Source organism: Actinoplanes sp. NPDC049668 (assembly GCF_044465445.1).
Taxonomy (GTDB): Bacteria; Actinomycetota; Actinomycetes; order Mycobacteriales; family Micromonosporaceae; genus Actinoplanes.
The window spans coordinates 430,000-444,587 of record NZ_JBITLR010000007.1 but is presented as its reverse complement, the minus strand read 5'-3'; the positions used below and the strand labels follow the sequence as shown (position 1 = coordinate 444,587).

Genomic DNA, 14,588 nt, shown 5'->3' with positions numbered 1-14,588 from the left:
GCTCTATCGGCGCGCGCCAGGCGCGCTGAAGGATTGTCAGCCGCACGCCTGCAGTGCGCGCCCGGCGGCCGGGATCTGCGGATGCAGCGCCCGCCACAGCTCCACCGGCGCCGCCTTGCCGGCCACGGACACCGGCGGCATCTCCTGGTAGGCCACCGCGGCGTCGGTGACGTCGCGGGTCGTGGCGCAGACCACGACCGTGTCGTGCGGCGCGTACGCCTGCAGCCGCGACGCCGTGCTCACGACGCTGCCGCTGACCATGCCATAGCCGCCGTCGCGGGTCTGTTCCAGGTCGACGATGGCGTCGCCGGTGGCCAGCCCGACCCGGGTCCGCACCGGGAACCGGCCGGCCATGAGGCGCCCCCGCAGCGCCTCCTGCACCCGCAGGCCCGCACGCACCGCGCTCGCCGCCGCGCAGGCGACCCCGTCCGGGGTGCCGGCGTCCGGGCCGAGCGCGCCGAACACCGCCATCACCGCGTCCCCGATGAACTTCTCCACGACCCCGCCGGCGGCGCGCACCGCGGCGGAGACCGTCGCGAAGTAGTCGACCTGAAGATCCCGTACGTCCGCGCAGTCCAGTTCGTCGACGATGCTGGTGAACCCGACGATGTCGACGAAAAGCACCGTCACAGCCTGTCGCCGGCATCTGATGCCGGTCGCCGTTCTGTTCATGCCCACGCTCCTTCGCCGCCTTGGCGAGGAGAACGGTGCCATTCCGGCGCGAGCGGCGGATCTGCAAAATGACGTATCTGTGACAGCCCGCCGACAGTCGAATTTGTGACGCAGAACCGTCCGAACCGACGAGAACCTGGTACCGGAATGGGCACTAGGCTGCCACGCATGGCCAGCGAGGGGGACGACGCGCCACTTGTCGGACGTACCGGCATTTTGACCGAGCTGCGCACGGACCTGCTGGACGCGGGGCCCGGCGGGACCTCGGCGGTGTTCGTCACCGGCGAGAGCGGCGTCGGCAAGAGCCGCCTGCTCACCGAGACCGCGGACGCGCTGCGCGGCTCCGGCATCGCCGTGCTCTCCGGCACCTGCCTGGACATCGGCGACGCCTCTCCCCTGCACCCGGTCCTGCAGGCGCTGCGGCGCGCCGGCGTGCACACCGAGCCCGGCCCGGCCGACGCCGGCGCACAGGACGGCGCGGGCGCCCTGCTCGAACGGGTCTCCCAGCAGCTGCGCTCGCTCGCCCAGGGCCGCCGGCTCCTGCTGGTCCTCGACGACCTGCAGTGGGCCGACCGCAGCACCCGTCAGCTGCTGCTCTACCTGCTGGCCGGCCTCGGCGAGCTCAACCTGTCGGTGCTGGCCGCGGTCCGGGCCGAGTCGCTGCACGGGTCGCATCCGCTGCGCCGGGTGCTCGCCGAGCTGCGCCGGCTGCGCTCCGTACGCGTGCTGGACCTGGCCCCGCTCGACCGCGACGCGACCGGTGAGCTGGTCGCCGCGATCGCCGGGACGGACGTCGCGGCCGAGGACACCGAGCGGGTCTTCAAGCGCAGCGGCGGCAACCCGTTCGTGGTCGAGGAGCTGGCCCGCGACCTGCGGGACGGCCGGGTCGAGCTCTCCGACACGCTGCGCGAGATCTTCCTCTCCCGCGTCGACGAGCTGCCCCCGCACGCGCACGAGGTGGTGCACGCGGTCGCGGCCGGCGTCGAGCCGGTCGAGCACGCCCTGCTCGCCCGGGTGCTGCCGCTGCCCGAGTCCGAGCTGATCGAGGCGGTCCGGGCCGCGGTCGCGCACCGCTTCGTGACCAGCGCCGGCGACGGTTACCGGCTGCGCCACCGGGTCGTCGCCGAGGTCCTCGAGCACGAGGTGCTGCCGGCCGAGAGCGCGGCCCGGCACCGCCGTTACGCGGAGGCGCTGGATGCCGCGCCGGGCGGGCCGGACCACGCCCGGCTCGCACACCACTGGCGCCAGGCCGGCGAGCCCGAACGCGCGCTGCCGTCGGTCATCGCCGCCGCCCGCGACGCCGAGCTGATGTACGGCTACGCCGAGTCGCACCGCCAGTGGACCCTCGCCCTCGAGCTGACCGGCGACGACGCGCCGCAGCGCACCGAGCTGCTGGCGAGCGCCGCCGAGGCCGCGCACCGCTGCGGCGAGCACCAGCGCGCCCTGACCCGCATCGAGGAGCTGGCCGCGCGCCCCGACGGCCCCGGCGAGTGCGAGCTCCACCTGCGCCGGGCCCGCTACCTGGCGGCGGCCGGGCGGTCGGCCACCGCGGAGACCGAGTACGAACGCGCGCTCGCGACGCAGGCCTGCACGCAGCAGGAGAAGGCCAGCGCGGCGGCGAACCTGGCCGAGCTGCTGTTGCACCTGGGCCGCTACGCCGACGCCGGCGCCCGCGCCCGCGAGGCCCTCGAGCTGGCCGAGCGCGCCGACGGCTCGACCGCGGACCTGGTACGCGCCAGCGCCGCGCTCGGCTTCAGCCTGGCCTTCCGCGAGGACCCCGACGCCGGGCTCGCGGTGATCCGGCAGGCCGTCGAGATCGCCGAGCGCTCGGGCCACCCGGACGACGTCGGCTGCGCCTACCTGCACCTGGCGGAGCTGCTCACCGGGCCGCTGAACAGCGTCGAGGAGGGCGTGCTCGTCGCGCGCCGGGGTGCCGCGAAGCTGGCCGCGATCGGACAGGGCCGCACCTACCAGACCCGGCTGCTGGCGATCGCCGCGAACGGGCTCTTCCGGGTCGGCGACTGGGCCGAGGCCGAGCGGGTGCTCGAGACCGCGATGCGGCACCGCCCGTCCGGCGCGGACGCCGTCGAGCTGCTGCTCTCCCGGTGCCGGCTGTGGGTCGGCTTCGGCGACGTCGAGCAGGCGGACCGGGACCTGGACGCCGTCGCCACCATCCTGGCCGGCGGCGGCGCCCGGCACGTGATGCCGATGCTGACGCTGCGCGCCGGCCTGGCCATGTGGCAGGGCCGGCACGCCGACGCGCGGGCGGCCGTGCAGCGCGGCCTGACCGAGACCCGCTCCGACGACCTGGTGCTGCTCGGGGTGCTGGCCTGGCACGGCCTGCGCGCCGAGGCCGAGGCGCAGGCCGGCGGCGCGGTCCCGGTCGACCCGGGCGCGGTCCGGCGGCTGCAGGTCGTGGTGGAGCGGCTGGGCCGGGGCGCGGGCAGCGCGGCGCCGGCGGTCCGCGCCGTGGTCGACGGCTACCTGGACCTGTGCGCGGCCGAGCAGAGCCGGATCGACGAGCGCAACGACCCCGACCTGTGGGCAAAGGCCGCCACGTCGTGGGACCGGCGCAAGCAGCCCTACCCGGCGGCGTATTCGCGGCTGCGGCAGGCCGAGGCGTCGTTCGCGCGCCGGCCGAGCCGGTCCGCGCGGGCCCGGGCGGCGGCGACGGCGGCGCTGCGTGAGGCGTACGCGACGACGCGGGCGATGGGCGCCAAGCCGCTCGCGGCCGAGATAACCACGGTGGCGACCCGGGCCCGGGTCGCGCTGACCGGCGACGAGGACACCGTTCCGCACCCCCCGCCGGGCCCCGAACCCGACGACGAGCTGGGCGCGCTCACCGACCGCGAGCGCGAGGTGCTGGTGGCGGTGGCCGAGGGGCTGACCAACCGGGAGATCGGCCAGAAGCTGTTCATCAGCGAGCGCACGGTCGGCGTCCATGTCGGGCACATCTTCGACAAGCTCCAGGTCCGCACCCGGGTGCAGGCCAGCCGGGTCTACCTACGGGCGGCGTGACCGTTTCGTTATCCGCGTACCCGGAATACGTCGTTCTACCGATCCCCTCGTACGTCGCCGATGGAAGGCTGGCTCTCGTTCGGGGGAGCACCGCCCGGCGCCCGGCAACGCCGGGCGGTGCTGGAGGGCCTCCGCCGGGAAGTTTCGTGTGTGGAGGACCGCTATGACCGCCGACTCCGTCTGGGGCCCCGTCCAACGGGAAATGGCCGCCGTGCTGGCCGGACACCCGGACGACGTGCCCGCCGTGGTCGACCAGCTCACGAAGCTCCAGGACGTGCTGATGCGGGTGCCTCCGCTGCTCGCCGGCAATCCGCTCGCCGACTTCAACAAGCTCTATCTGACCATCACGACGAACGTGCTCGAGCGCCTGTACGCCGGCCGGTTCGCCGACCCGGCGTTCCTGGCCCGGCTGGACGTCGAGTTCGCGGCCCGCTACTTCGACGCCCTGCGCCAGTGGTCGGACGCGAGCAGCGGTTGCCCGCGCGCCTGGACCGTGCTGTTCCACCGCATACCGGGGCCGGACGCCCGGCCGCTGCCGTCGGCGGCCGCCGGCGTCAACGCGCACATCAACTACGACCTGCCGTTCGCGCTGGTGACCACGTTCGACCACCTGGGCTCGGACCCGGTCGACGACAGCGACCAGCACCACGACTACCTGCAGATCAACGACATCTTCGCCGAGTCCATCCCGGGGCTGCGCCGCGGCATGCTGGAGAAGTGGCAGCTGATCATCGACATGATGAACGGCGACCTGGACGACTGGTGGCAGGGCGAGCTGATCGAGTACACCCGCAACGTGGCCTGGCGCAACGCGCAGCGGCTCTGGGCGGTCCGCCACGACCTGCAGGCGCTGGCGCGGGAGCGGGGCCGCCTGGACGGCACCGCGGAGAGCTTCGGCAAGCTGCTGCTGTCACCGATGGGCGCGATCCTCCAGTAGCCCGACGACTTTCCTCGAGGGGGGCATGGGAAGGGTCCGCGCTTGTCCAAGAGCGCGGGCCCTTCTCATCGGAGGAGTCGCTACTTGACGGCGACGAGGCGGGCCACGTTCTTGTCGCCGTCCTTGGCGCCGGCCACCCCGACCTCCGCGCCGGTCTTGATCGCCGCGGGGTCGACGGCCTTGCGGTCCTGCACGACCTTGAGCTTGTCGCCCAGGGTCCAGGTCAGGGCGAAGCCGTCGGACGACTTGACGCTCACGGTGCCGTCGCCGACGGCGGTGACGGTGCCGCGCTGCACCACGACCGTCCGCACGCCGTCCTTGCCCTGCACCGTCAGCTCGCCGTGCAGCGTGTTCTTGCGCAGGAACCGGCGGACGCCGGGATGCCGGCGCCCCTTGTCCTCTCCCGGTCCGGCCGAGACCGGCGCGGGCTCGGCCTCCAGCCCGGTCTCCAGGCCGACCGCCTGCAGCGCGAAAGCCTCATCGGCGACGTCGGCGATGCTCGCCGGTGCGGCGCCGGAGGTGCCGGCCCCGCAGGCGGTGAGCGCGAGCAGGGAGGTCAGGCCCAGCGTGGTCAGGGTCAGCGCGATTCGGGAACGTGTCATGCCGATCAGATTGCGCCGGCGTTGCACGGGCCGGATCAGCGTCATGTTCGGGCTGTGTAAGGAAGCGTCACGGTGAACATCGCGCCGCCCTCGGGCGCGTGGCCGGCGGCGATCTCGCCGCCGAGCCGGCCGACCAGCCGGGCGGCGAGTGCCAGGCCGAGGCCGCTGCCGGTCTTGCGGATGCCCCGGTAGCGCCGGTGCAGGGCGCCGCGCTGGAAGGCCACGGACAGGTCCTCGTCGGTGAAGCCGGGGCCGCCGTCGCGGATCTCGACCACCCCGCCGTGCTCGCCGGCGCGCACCGCGAGCACGAGCGGGGCGCCGGCCGGCACCACCCGCAGCGCGTTCTCGCAGAGCCCGTCGATGACCTGGCGGATCCGGCCGGGATCGGTGTCGACCGGGATCGGCGCCGACGGCAGCTCGGTGAGCAGCCGCGGCCCGTCCGGCACGCAGCGCGTGGCCCACGCCTCGGCGGCGGAGCCGACCAGGTCGACCAGGTCCACCGGCACCACGTCGACCGGCAGGTCCGCGGCCTCGAGCCGGGCGAGCACCAGCAGGTCCGAGATGAGCCGGTCGAGCCGGTCCGCCTCGGCGAGCATGGTCTCCCCCGCGCGCGGCGCGCCTTCGGCGCCGATGACACCGTCGGCCAGCGCCTCCGCATACCCCCGGATGGTGGACAGGGGCGTGCGCAGCTCGTGCGAGACCGAGAGCAGGAAGTCGCGCTCGCGGCCCTCGCTGATCTGCAGCGCCGCGCCGAGCTGGTTGAGCGCCGAGGCCAGCTCGGCGACCTCCTCGGGCGGCCGGACGGCGAGGCGCACGGACCGGTCGCCGGCCGACAGCAGGCCCGCGGCCACCGCGGCGTGGCGCAGCGGCCGGGCGATGAAGCGGGCCAGCAGCGCGCCGGCGAGCACGCCGCCGAGCAGGCCGGCGAGCAGCGCGAGCCAGACGCCGCGGAGCACCCGGCCCGCCGTGCCGGACGCCGTGTCGCGGGTGAGCACCACGCCGCTGTCGACGCCGCGCAGCGGGCGCCCGACGATCATGACCGCCCGGCCGCCGACGATTCCCCGGGTGTCGACCTCCGCGCCGCCGGCCACATCGGTGATCACCCGGTCCGGCAGCCCCGCGCGGTCGACGGTCCCGCGCCTGATCAGGTACACGTCGACGCCGTCCGCGCGCAGCCGGGAGACGATCCGCTCGCGGGCGACCTGACGCTCGGTGGTGAGCAGCTCCACGGCGAGGGCGGACTTCTCCACCAGGTCCTCGCGGGCCGCGCTGTTCGCCGAGCGCACGGCGATGGGCAGCGCCACCATCGCGGTGACGATGACGGCGACGACCGCGGTGGCGGCGGTGACCAGCACGATCCGCCCGGACAGCGTGCCGAGGAACCTACGCATCGGCGGTGTAGCCGACGCCGCGGACGGTGCGGATCAGGTTCGCGGCCGGCCCGAGCTTGGCGCGGACCTGGGCAACGTGCACGTCGACGGTACGGGTGCCGGCATGCGACGCGTACCCCCAGACGCTGGCCAGCAGCTCCTCCCGGGTGAAGACCCGCCCCGGCCGGCCGAGCAGGTGCCCGAGCAGGTCGAACTCGGTCGGGGTGAGCGAGAGCGCGGCGCCGTCCACGGTGACCAGCCGCCGGCCGGGGTCGAGCCGCAGCGGCCCGAGGGCGCGCACCCGGCCGCCGTCGGGCGGGCCGGCGGCGCGGCGCAGCAGCGCACGCACCCGGGCCACCAGCTCGCGCGGGCTGAACGGCTTGGTCAGGTAGTCGTCGCCGCCGAGCTCGAGCCCGAGGATCCGGTCGACCTCGTCGTCGCGGGCGGTGAGGAAGACGACCGGGGTCCAGTCGCCGTCCTCGCGCAGCCGCCGGCAGATCTCGGTGCCCTCCATCCCGGGCAGCGCGATGTCCAGGACGCAGGCGACCGGGCGCATCCGCCGGGCGGCCGCCAGCCCGGCGACGCCGTCGTGCTCGACGTGCACGCCGAAGCCGTCCCGGGTCAGGTAGAGCCGGACCAGGTCCGCGATCGGCCGCTCGTCCTCGACGAGCAGGATCAGGCCCTTGGCGGAAGCGTCGCTCACCGCCCCATTCTGCCCGGGCGCGGCGCCGGTCAATGTTCGGATGTTGTACGGGTCGCCAGCACCGCGGCCCGCAGCGTCAGGTAGCGCTGCTCGGGCAGGCTGGCCGTCATGCCGGCGGCCCGCAGGTAGCAGGCGTGCGCGGCGGCGTGGTCCCCGGCCAGCTCGAGCAGGTGCGCGCGGACGGATTCCAGCCGGTGGTTGCCGGCCATCCGCTCGTCGCCGTCGAGCTCGGCGAGCGCGGCCAGCCCGGCCAGCGGCCCGCGCGCCCGGGCGAGCGCCACCGCCCGGTTCAGCGTCACCACCGGCCCCGGCGAGACCCGCTCGAGGACCTCGTAGAGGGCGAGGATCTGCGGCCAGTCGGTCTCCTCGGCGGTGGCGGCCTCGTCGTGCAGCGCGGCGATCGCGGCCTGCAACTGGTACGGGCCCAGCGGCCCCCGGCCGAGCGTGGCGGAGACGATCGCGACCCCCTCGGCGATGAACGCGGCGTTCCACGACGTCCGGTCCTGCTCGTCGAGCGGCACCAGGGCGCCGTGCGCGTCGGTGCGCGCGGCCCGGCGTGCGTCGGTGAGCAGCATGAGCGCGAGCAGCCCCGCCGTCTCGCCGTCGCCGGGCGAGCTGCGGTGCAGCATCCGGGTCAGCCGGATCGCCTCGGCGGTCAGGTCGGCACGCTGCAGCTGTTGTCCGGCACTGGTCGTGTAGCCCTCGTTGAAGACCAGGTAGAGCACCTGCCGCACGACGCCGAGCCGCTCGGCGCGCTCGCCGGGCGGCGGCTCCTCGAAGCCGAGCCCGCTGGTGCGGATCCGCTGCTTGGCGCGGCTGATCCGCTGCGCCATGGTCGCCTCGGGCACCAGGAAGGCGCGGGCGATCTCGGCGGTGCTCAGGCCGCCGACGGCGCGCAGCGTCAGCGCGAGCTGCGAGGGCCCGGACAGCGACGGATGGCAGCAGAGGAAGAGCAGCGTAAGGGTGTCGTCCCGCTCGGGTGCGGCGGCCGCGCCGGCCGGCTCGAGCAGCGCGACGTTCTCCTCGCGGGCCCGGCGCGCGCTCTCGCTGCGCCACTCGTCGACCAGGCGCCGCCCGGCGACGGTGATCAGCCACGAGCGGGGGTTGTCCGGCAGCCCCTCGACGGGCCACTTGAGCGCGGCGGCGAGCAGCGCCTCCTGCACGGCGTCCTCGGCCGCGTCGAACTGGCCGTACCGCCGCACGAGCACCCCGAGGGCCTGCGGCGCCAGCTCGCGCAGCAGGCCCTCGATCCCGGGTGTCTCGGGTGTCTCAGCACTCACTGCTCGGGCGGGCCGGCGGCGACCTCGCGCAGCTCGACCCGGTCGGCCCAGACGACGACCTCGCCGGCCCGCTCGATCGCGCGCCGCTCGTCCGCCACCTCGATGATCCAGTACCCGGCGAGGGACTCCTTCGCCTCCGCGAACGGGCCGTCGGTGACCACGACCTGGCCGTCGACCAGGCTCACCGTCTTCGCCGTGCCCGGATCCGCGAGGCCCTCGGCCGTGACCAGCTCGCCGGACTTCTGCAGGTCGGCGATGAACGTCTCCATGAACGCCATCATCTCGTCGACCCACTCCGGGCTGCGGGTCTGCATCATCGTCGCGCCGTCGCCGAACATCATCAGCATGTATTTCATGGCTCAGTCTCCCAGCTCACGGGCCCCTCGGCGGGGGCGCTTCCGCCGGTGAGTCGGAGGCCGGGCGCGGTTCTCGACATGCGCCCGAGGGGAATTCCGGCGTGGCCGGCGGCGCGGACCGCCGGCCACTCTTGGAGAGCGCTCTCCAAGTGCCCTCCAAAATCGTCCTCCGTCCGTCCAATGTCAAGAGATCGAGATCCGATAAGCGGCATTGGACCGCAAAGTCATGGCGACTTTTCGGCCATCGAAGCCCAGCTATTGACACGAAAGAAAAGCGGGCGTAACACTGCGGCATGCGTGGAGAGCGCTCTCCACGAATCCCCGTTCCCCCAGTGACTCCGTCCCCGATCGTCAGGAGTTCCCCGTGCATACACCCCACCGATGGCGGAGGCTGATCCCCGTCACCGTGCTCGCCGTCGTCGTCGCTTATCTGGGCGTCGTGCAGCTCTCCGCGCAGGCCGCCGATTCGTTGTTGTCGCAGGGCAAGCCGGCGACGGCGTCCTCGCAGGAGGGTGCCGACGTGTCCGCGGCCAAGGCGGTCGACGGTGACGCGGGCACCCGCTGGTCGAGCCAGTTCAGCGACCCGCAATGGCTGCAGGTCGACCTCGGCGCCACCGCGACGATCAGCCAGGTGGTGTTGCAGTGGGAGGGCGCCTTCGGCAGGGCGTACAAGATTCAGACCAGCCCGGACGGCAGCGCCTGGACCGACGTGTACAGCACGACCACCGGAGCCGGTGGCACCGAAACCCTCACGGTGAGCGGCACCGGCCGGTACGTGCGGATGTACGGCACCGCTCGGGCCAGCGGCTACGGCTACTCCCTGTATGAGTTCAAGGTGTACGGGTCCGTGGGTGGCGGTACCTGCGGCTCGGCGAACGCCGCGCAGGGCAAGACGGCGACGGCGTCCTCGCAGGAGGGTGCCGACGTGACCCCGGCCAAGGCCGTCGACGGTGACGCGGGCACCCGCTGGTCGAGCGTGTTCAGCGACCCGCAGTGGCTGCAGGTGGATCTGGGCGCCAGCGCCACGGTCTGTCAGGTGGTGTTGCAGTGGGAGGGCGCTTACGGCAGGGCGTACAAGATCCAGACCAGCCCGGACGGCAGCGCCTGGACCGACGTCTACAGCACGACCACCGGAGCCGGCGGCACCGAAACCCTCACCGTGAGCGGCACCGGCCGGTACGTCCGGATGTACGGCACCGTGCGCGGCAGCGGTTACGGCTACTCCCTGTACGAGTTCAAGGTCTTCACCACCGGCGGAACCACCACGCCGCCGACGGACCCGCCGACCACCCCGCCGACCATCCCCGGCGACTTCACCACGGTCTGGACCGACGACTTCTCCGGCGCCGCCAACACCTCGCCCAACCCGGCGAACTGGCTGCTGCGCACCGGCACCCAGTACCCGGGCGGCGCCGCGAACTGGGGCACCGGCGAGGTCGAGACCGCCAGCAACTCGACCGCCAACGTCTACCTCGACGGCGCCGGCAAGCTGAACATCAAGGCGATCCGCGACGGCGCCGGCAACTGGACGTCCGGCCGGATCGAGACCCAGCGCACCGACTTCGAGCCGCTCGCCGGCCAGCAGACCAAGTTCACCGCGATCCTGCGGCAGCCCGAGGTCGCCAACGGAGACGGCTACTGGCCCGGCTTCCGCGCCACCGGCGCGGCCTACCGGGGCAACTACAACAACTGGCCGGGCGTCGGCGAGACCGACATCATGACCGACGTGAACGGGCGCAGCCGGCTGGCGCAGACCCTGCACTGCGGCACCGCGCCCGACGGGCCGTGCGCCGAGTACAACGGCCGCAGCAGCGGGTTCGCCACCTGCGCCGGCTGCCAGACCGGCTACCACGAGTACACCCAGATCATCGACCGGACCCGGACCGACGAGGAGATCCGCTTCTACCTCGACGGGCGGCAGACCTGGGTCGTCCGCGAGTCGCAGGTCGGCGTCACGGCATGGAACGCGGCCGTGCACCACGGCTTCTTCCTCCGCCTCGACCTGGCCGTCGGCGGCTCGCTGCCGAACGCCATCGCCGGATACACCACGCCGACACCGGAGACCACGTCCGGCGGCGTGCTCAGCGTCGACTCCGTGACGGTGGCCCGCGCCACCGGCACCACCCCGGCGGCGATGACCGACCCGGCCACCCCGGCGGGACCGTCGACCGTGCGGGTCACCGGCTCGCAGGGCAACTGGCAGCTCAACGTCAACGGCGCGCCGTACGAGCTGAGGGGCATCACCTACGGCCCGCCGCAGGCCGCCGCCGACGGATACATGCGCGACCTGAAGAACATGGGCGTCAACACGATCCGCATCTGGGGCGTCGACGACGCCAACACCCCGCTGCTGCTCGACCGCGCCGCTCAGCAGGGCATCAAGGTCGTCGTCGGGCACTGGCTCAACCAGGGTGCCGACTACGTCAACGACACCGCGTACAAGACGAACACGAAGAACGAGATCGTCGCCCGGGTCAACGCGCTCAAGAACCGCCAGGGCGTGCTGATGTGGGACGTCGGCAACGAGGTCATCCTGACCATGCAGGACCACGGGCTGCCGGCCGCCGAGGTCGAGGCACGGCGGGTCGCCTACGCCCGGTACGTCAACGAGGTCGCGCAGGCGATCCACGCGGCGGACCCGAACCATCCGGTCACCTCGACCGACGCGTACACCGGCGCGTGGCCGTACTACAAGCAGAACGCTCCGGACCTGGACCTGCTCGCGGTCAACTCGTACGGCGCGATCGGCAACGTCAAGCAGGACTGGATCAACGGCGGCTACACCAAGCCGTACATCCTCACCGAGGGTGGCCCGGCCGGCGAGTGGGAGGTGCCCAACGACGTCAACGGGGTGCCGACCGAGCCGTCCGACCTGCAGAAGCGCGCCGGCTACACGGCGAGCTGGAACGCCATCAAGGCGCACCCGGGCGTGGCGCTGGGCGCGACCGAGTTCCACTACGGCCTCGAGAACGACTTCGGCGGCGTCTGGCTCAACACGTTCACCGGCGGCTGGCGCCGGCTCGGGTATCACGCGCTGCGGCAGGCGTACACCGGGCAGGCCTCGGCGAACACCCCGCCGGAGATCACCTCGATGTCGGTGAGCAACCAGACCGCGGTGCCCGCGGGCGGGACGTTCACGATCAACGCCGCGGCGACCGACCCGAACGGCGACCTGATCCGCTACAACCTGATGTACAGCAACAAGCACATCACCGGCGGCACCGGGCTGACCAATGTGGTCTTCACCGGGGGCGCGAACGGCACGTTCACCGCGCGGGCCCCCGAGCAGCTCGGCGTCTGGAAGGTCTACGTGTACGCGTACGACGGCCAGGGCAACGTCGGCATCGAGCAGCGCTCGTTCCGGGTGGTCCCGCCGACGATCCCCGGCACCAACCTCTCCCGGGGCCGGCCCGCGACGGCGTCCAGCTACCAGCCGACCGGCACGAACGGGCCGCAGCTGCCGGCGTACGCGGTGGACGGCGACTACGGCACCCGCTGGGCCAGCGAATGGGTCGACACCGCGTGGCTGCAGGTCGACCTCGGCTCGGTGCAGTCGTTCAACCGCGTGCTGCTGGCGTGGGAGGCGGCCTACGCCAAGGGCTACACGGTGCAGGTGTCCGACAACGGCACCAGCTGGAACACGATCTACACCGCGACGGCCGGCAACGGCGGCTTCGACGACCTGGGGATATCCGGCTCCGGCCGCTACGTCCGGGTCAACGGCACCGCCCGCGCGACCTCGTACGGCTACTCGCTCTGGGAGCTCGGCGTCTACCGAAGCTGAGCACCCGGTTTTGACCCGGCGGCGGACGTCTGGCGGTGGCCGCCGTTCCGGAAAGGTGGGCGCCCCTCACTCGGCGAGGGGCGCCCACCGTAATGTTGGTGAATGTCTCGAGTCGCGCGATGGAGTGCCCGGATCACCGGATCGCGGCTGTTCGAGGTCTCCATCGTGGTCGCCATCGGGGCCAACGCGATCGTGCTCGGCCTCGAGACCTACCCGCACCTGGACGAGGCGCGCCCGCTGCTGCACGGCCTCGAACTGTTCTTCCGCTACCTGTTCGTGGTCGAGATCGCGCTCCGCATCCTGGCACACGGCCGGCGACCGCAGGACTTCTTCCGCAACGGCTGGAACGTCTTCGACTTCGTGGTCACCATGGCCGTGTTCGTGCCCGGCCTGCACGGCGACACGACGATCCTGCGGGTGGTCCGGATCGCCCGCGTGCTGCGGCTGGTGCGCTTCTCCCCGGGCCTGCGCACGATCGTCTCGGCGCTGATGCGCAGCCTGCCCGGCGTCGGCGGCGCGTTCGCGCTCGCCCTGGTCACCCTCTACGTGTACGGGATGGCCGGCTGGCTGATCTTCAAGGACCACTACCCCGACGAGTACGGCAACATCGGCCGGGCCGTGCTGACGCTCTTCGTGCTGCTCTCCCTGGAGACGCTGCCCGAGCTGATCGAGCAGGGGCTCGCGGTCTCGCGGTGGACCCTCGTCTACTACGTCAGCTACGTCCTGATCACGGCGAACCTGCTGGTGAACATCCTGATCGCGGTCATCGTGAACTCGATGGAGGAGGTGCGCCGGCTGGAGATGACCGAGGGCCTGGCCCCGGACTTCGACGCCGACGGCGACGGCGTACCGGACGAGCTGGACCGGCTCGCGATCAGCCAGCGCCTCGACGACCTGCGCGCGGTGATCACGGAGCTGGAGCGTGAACTTCGCGTCGGCCGGCGCGATACGCACTAACGTCGACGGGGAACGCCAACGCTGAGGAGCGACCATGGACAAGGTGGTCCATTTCGAGGTCCCCTACGACGACGCCGACCGGGCACACGCCTTCTACCAGGAGGCCTTCGGCTGGCAGCTGCGGACCATGCCGCAGATGGGTTACACGATGGTCACGACCACGCCGACGGACGAATCGGGACGGCCCGGTGAGACCGGCGGCATCAACGGCGGGATGCTCGCCCGGCAGGGTCCGATCACCGGCCCGGTCATCACGATCGGCGTCGAGGACCTGGACGAGTCACTGGCCCGGGTAGAGAAGCTGGGCGGCTCGGTGAAGATCGGGCGCAGGCCGGTCGGCGACATGGGCTTCTCGGCCTACGTCACCGACACCGAGGGCAACCTGATCGGCCTCTGGCAGAACGCCTGACGCCGTCAGCCGGGCAGGCCGGCGGCCCAGGCCAGGACGCGGTCCACGTCGGCGCGGGTCCAGCCGATCGCAGAGTCGATCGGCACCAGCAGGGTGGGCGCCGAACGCCCGGCGGCCCACCGGCGCCCGGCCTCGGTGTGGTTGTCGTCGATCCAGGCGAGCGGGCGGTCGCCCGCCACCGCCGCGACGGCCGGCACCTTGGCCTCCGGCGGGAACGGCAGCGGCGGGAACGGCACCACCGGCAAGGGCTCGACGCCCAGCACGGTCCCGTAGAGCGTGTTCGCGTCGTCGCCCCAGGCGCTCGCCCAGTGCAGGTCACCGGCCGCGGCCAGTTCGGTGATCCAGGCGGCGTGCGCGGGGCAGTAACGCTCCGGTCCCTCACCCGGATAGAACTCGTGCTCGAGGTAACCGTCGGGGCAGGAGGACGCGGCGAACGGGTTCAGCACCCCGTCGAGGTCCAGCAGCAGAACGGATCGGCTCACGCTGCCCATCTAAACCGC

Annotated in this window: 12 protein-coding genes; 5 read left to right on the top strand and 7 right to left on the bottom strand. The window is 72.8% G+C overall.

From position 1 onward, the window contains the following. Nucleotides 1-36: 36 nt before the first annotated feature. Nucleotides 37-672, bottom strand: coding sequence for an adenylate/guanylate cyclase domain-containing protein (locus ACIBSW_RS30120; protein ID WP_354723218.1), 636 nt, complete (start codon nt 670-672; stop codon nt 37-39). 168 nt (nt 673-840) lie between these two features. Here ACIBSW_RS30120 and ACIBSW_RS30115 point away from each other — a divergent pair, with 168 nt between their 5' ends. Together ACIBSW_RS30115 and ACIBSW_RS30110 are read left to right on the top strand one after the other, a co-directional pair. Then, a complete protein-coding gene (locus ACIBSW_RS30115) occupies nt 841-3,690 on the top strand; it encodes an AAA family ATPase (RefSeq protein ID WP_354723216.1) in 2,850 nt (949 codons plus the stop codon). A gap of 163 nt (nt 3,691-3,853) precedes the next feature. Next, nucleotides 3,854-4,627 (top strand): DUF5995 family protein, encoded by a 774-nt coding sequence (locus ACIBSW_RS30110; RefSeq protein WP_354723214.1) that lies wholly within the window; start codon nt 3,854-3,856, stop codon nt 4,625-4,627. Between the two features lie 80 nt (nt 4,628-4,707). Here the strand turns inward: ACIBSW_RS30110 and ACIBSW_RS30105 are convergent, their stop codons facing one another. Genes ACIBSW_RS30105 through ACIBSW_RS30085 form a run of 5 tightly spaced genes read right to left on the bottom strand, consistent with a single transcriptional unit; the run spans nt 4,708 to nt 8,938 of the window. Beyond that, nucleotides 4,708-5,229: a hypothetical protein gene (locus tag ACIBSW_RS30105; RefSeq protein WP_354723212.1), complete on the bottom strand. Its 522-nt coding sequence runs from the start codon at nt 5,227-5,229 to the stop codon at nt 4,708-4,710. Between the two features lie 41 nt (nt 5,230-5,270). Then, nucleotides 5,271-6,620: a HAMP domain-containing sensor histidine kinase gene (locus ACIBSW_RS30100; protein WP_354723210.1), complete on the bottom strand. Its 1,350-nt coding sequence runs from the start codon at nt 6,618-6,620 to the stop codon at nt 5,271-5,273. Further along, nucleotides 6,613-7,302: a response regulator transcription factor gene (locus ACIBSW_RS30095; RefSeq protein ID WP_354723208.1), complete on the bottom strand. Its 690-nt coding sequence runs from the start codon at nt 7,300-7,302 to the stop codon at nt 6,613-6,615. Before ACIBSW_RS30095 ends, ACIBSW_RS30100 begins: the two co-directional genes overlap by 8 nt. Before the next feature lie 29 nt (nt 7,303-7,331). Next, the gene (locus tag ACIBSW_RS30090; RefSeq protein ID WP_354723206.1) at nt 7,332-8,582 is read right to left on the bottom strand and encodes a DUF6596 domain-containing protein; all 1,251 of its coding nucleotides are present in this window, start codon (nt 8,580-8,582) and stop codon (nt 7,332-7,334) included. After that, nucleotides 8,579-8,938, bottom strand: coding sequence for a YciI family protein (locus tag ACIBSW_RS30085; RefSeq protein WP_354723204.1), 360 nt, complete (start codon nt 8,936-8,938; stop codon nt 8,579-8,581). The genes ACIBSW_RS30090 and ACIBSW_RS30085 overlap by 4 nt, the downstream gene beginning before the upstream one ends. A gap of 364 nt (nt 8,939-9,302) precedes the next feature. Between ACIBSW_RS30085 and ACIBSW_RS30080 the strand changes: the two genes are divergently transcribed. The 3 genes from ACIBSW_RS30080 (at nt 9,303) to ACIBSW_RS30070 (ending at nt 14,088) form a co-directional block, all read left to right on the top strand. Beyond that, entirely contained in the window at nt 9,303-12,722 is a 3,420-nt protein-coding gene (locus ACIBSW_RS30080; protein ID WP_404799498.1) for a discoidin domain-containing protein, read from the top strand. 102 nt (nt 12,723-12,824) lie between these two features. Continuing rightward, complete coding sequence (locus tag ACIBSW_RS30075; protein ID WP_354730606.1) at nt 12,825-13,679, top strand: ion transporter; 855 nt, start codon at nt 12,825-12,827, stop codon at nt 13,677-13,679. A gap of 34 nt (nt 13,680-13,713) precedes the next feature. Then, nucleotides 13,714-14,088, top strand: coding sequence for a VOC family protein (locus ACIBSW_RS30070; protein WP_354730608.1), 375 nt, complete (start codon nt 13,714-13,716; stop codon nt 14,086-14,088). A 5-nt stretch (nt 14,089-14,093) separates the two neighbouring features. Here the strand turns inward: ACIBSW_RS30070 and ACIBSW_RS30065 are convergent, their stop codons facing one another. Beyond that, the gene (locus tag ACIBSW_RS30065; RefSeq protein WP_354730610.1) at nt 14,094-14,570 is read right to left on the bottom strand and encodes a hypothetical protein; all 477 of its coding nucleotides are present in this window, start codon (nt 14,568-14,570) and stop codon (nt 14,094-14,096) included. Between the last annotated feature and the right edge of the window lie 18 nt (nt 14,571-14,588).

Bases quoted from the DNA above. Each gene is read 5' to 3' on its own strand.
- ACIBSW_RS30110 (WP_354723214.1), top strand. From the start codon at position 3,854: ATGACCGCCGACTCCGTCTGGGGCCCCGTCCAACGGGAAATGGCCGCC.
- ACIBSW_RS30085 (WP_354723204.1), bottom strand. From the start codon at position 8,938: ATGAAATACATGCTGATGATGTTCGGCGACGGCGCGACGATGATGCAG.
- ACIBSW_RS30070 (WP_354730608.1), top strand. From the start codon at position 13,714: ATGGACAAGGTGGTCCATTTCGAGGTCCCCTACGACGACGCCGACCGG.
- ACIBSW_RS30115 (WP_354723216.1), top strand. From the start codon at position 841: ATGGCCAGCGAGGGGGACGACGCGCCACTTGTCGGACGTACCGGCATT.
- ACIBSW_RS30105 (WP_354723212.1), bottom strand. From the start codon at position 5,229: ATGACACGTTCCCGAATCGCGCTGACCCTGACCACGCTGGGCCTGACC.
- ACIBSW_RS30120 (WP_354723218.1), bottom strand. From the start codon at position 672: ATGAACAGAACGGCGACCGGCATCAGATGCCGGCGACAGGCTGTGACG.
- ACIBSW_RS30100 (WP_354723210.1), bottom strand. From the start codon at position 6,620: ATGCGTAGGTTCCTCGGCACGCTGTCCGGGCGGATCGTGCTGGTCACC.
- ACIBSW_RS30075 (WP_354730606.1), top strand. From the start codon at position 12,825: ATGTCTCGAGTCGCGCGATGGAGTGCCCGGATCACCGGATCGCGGCTG.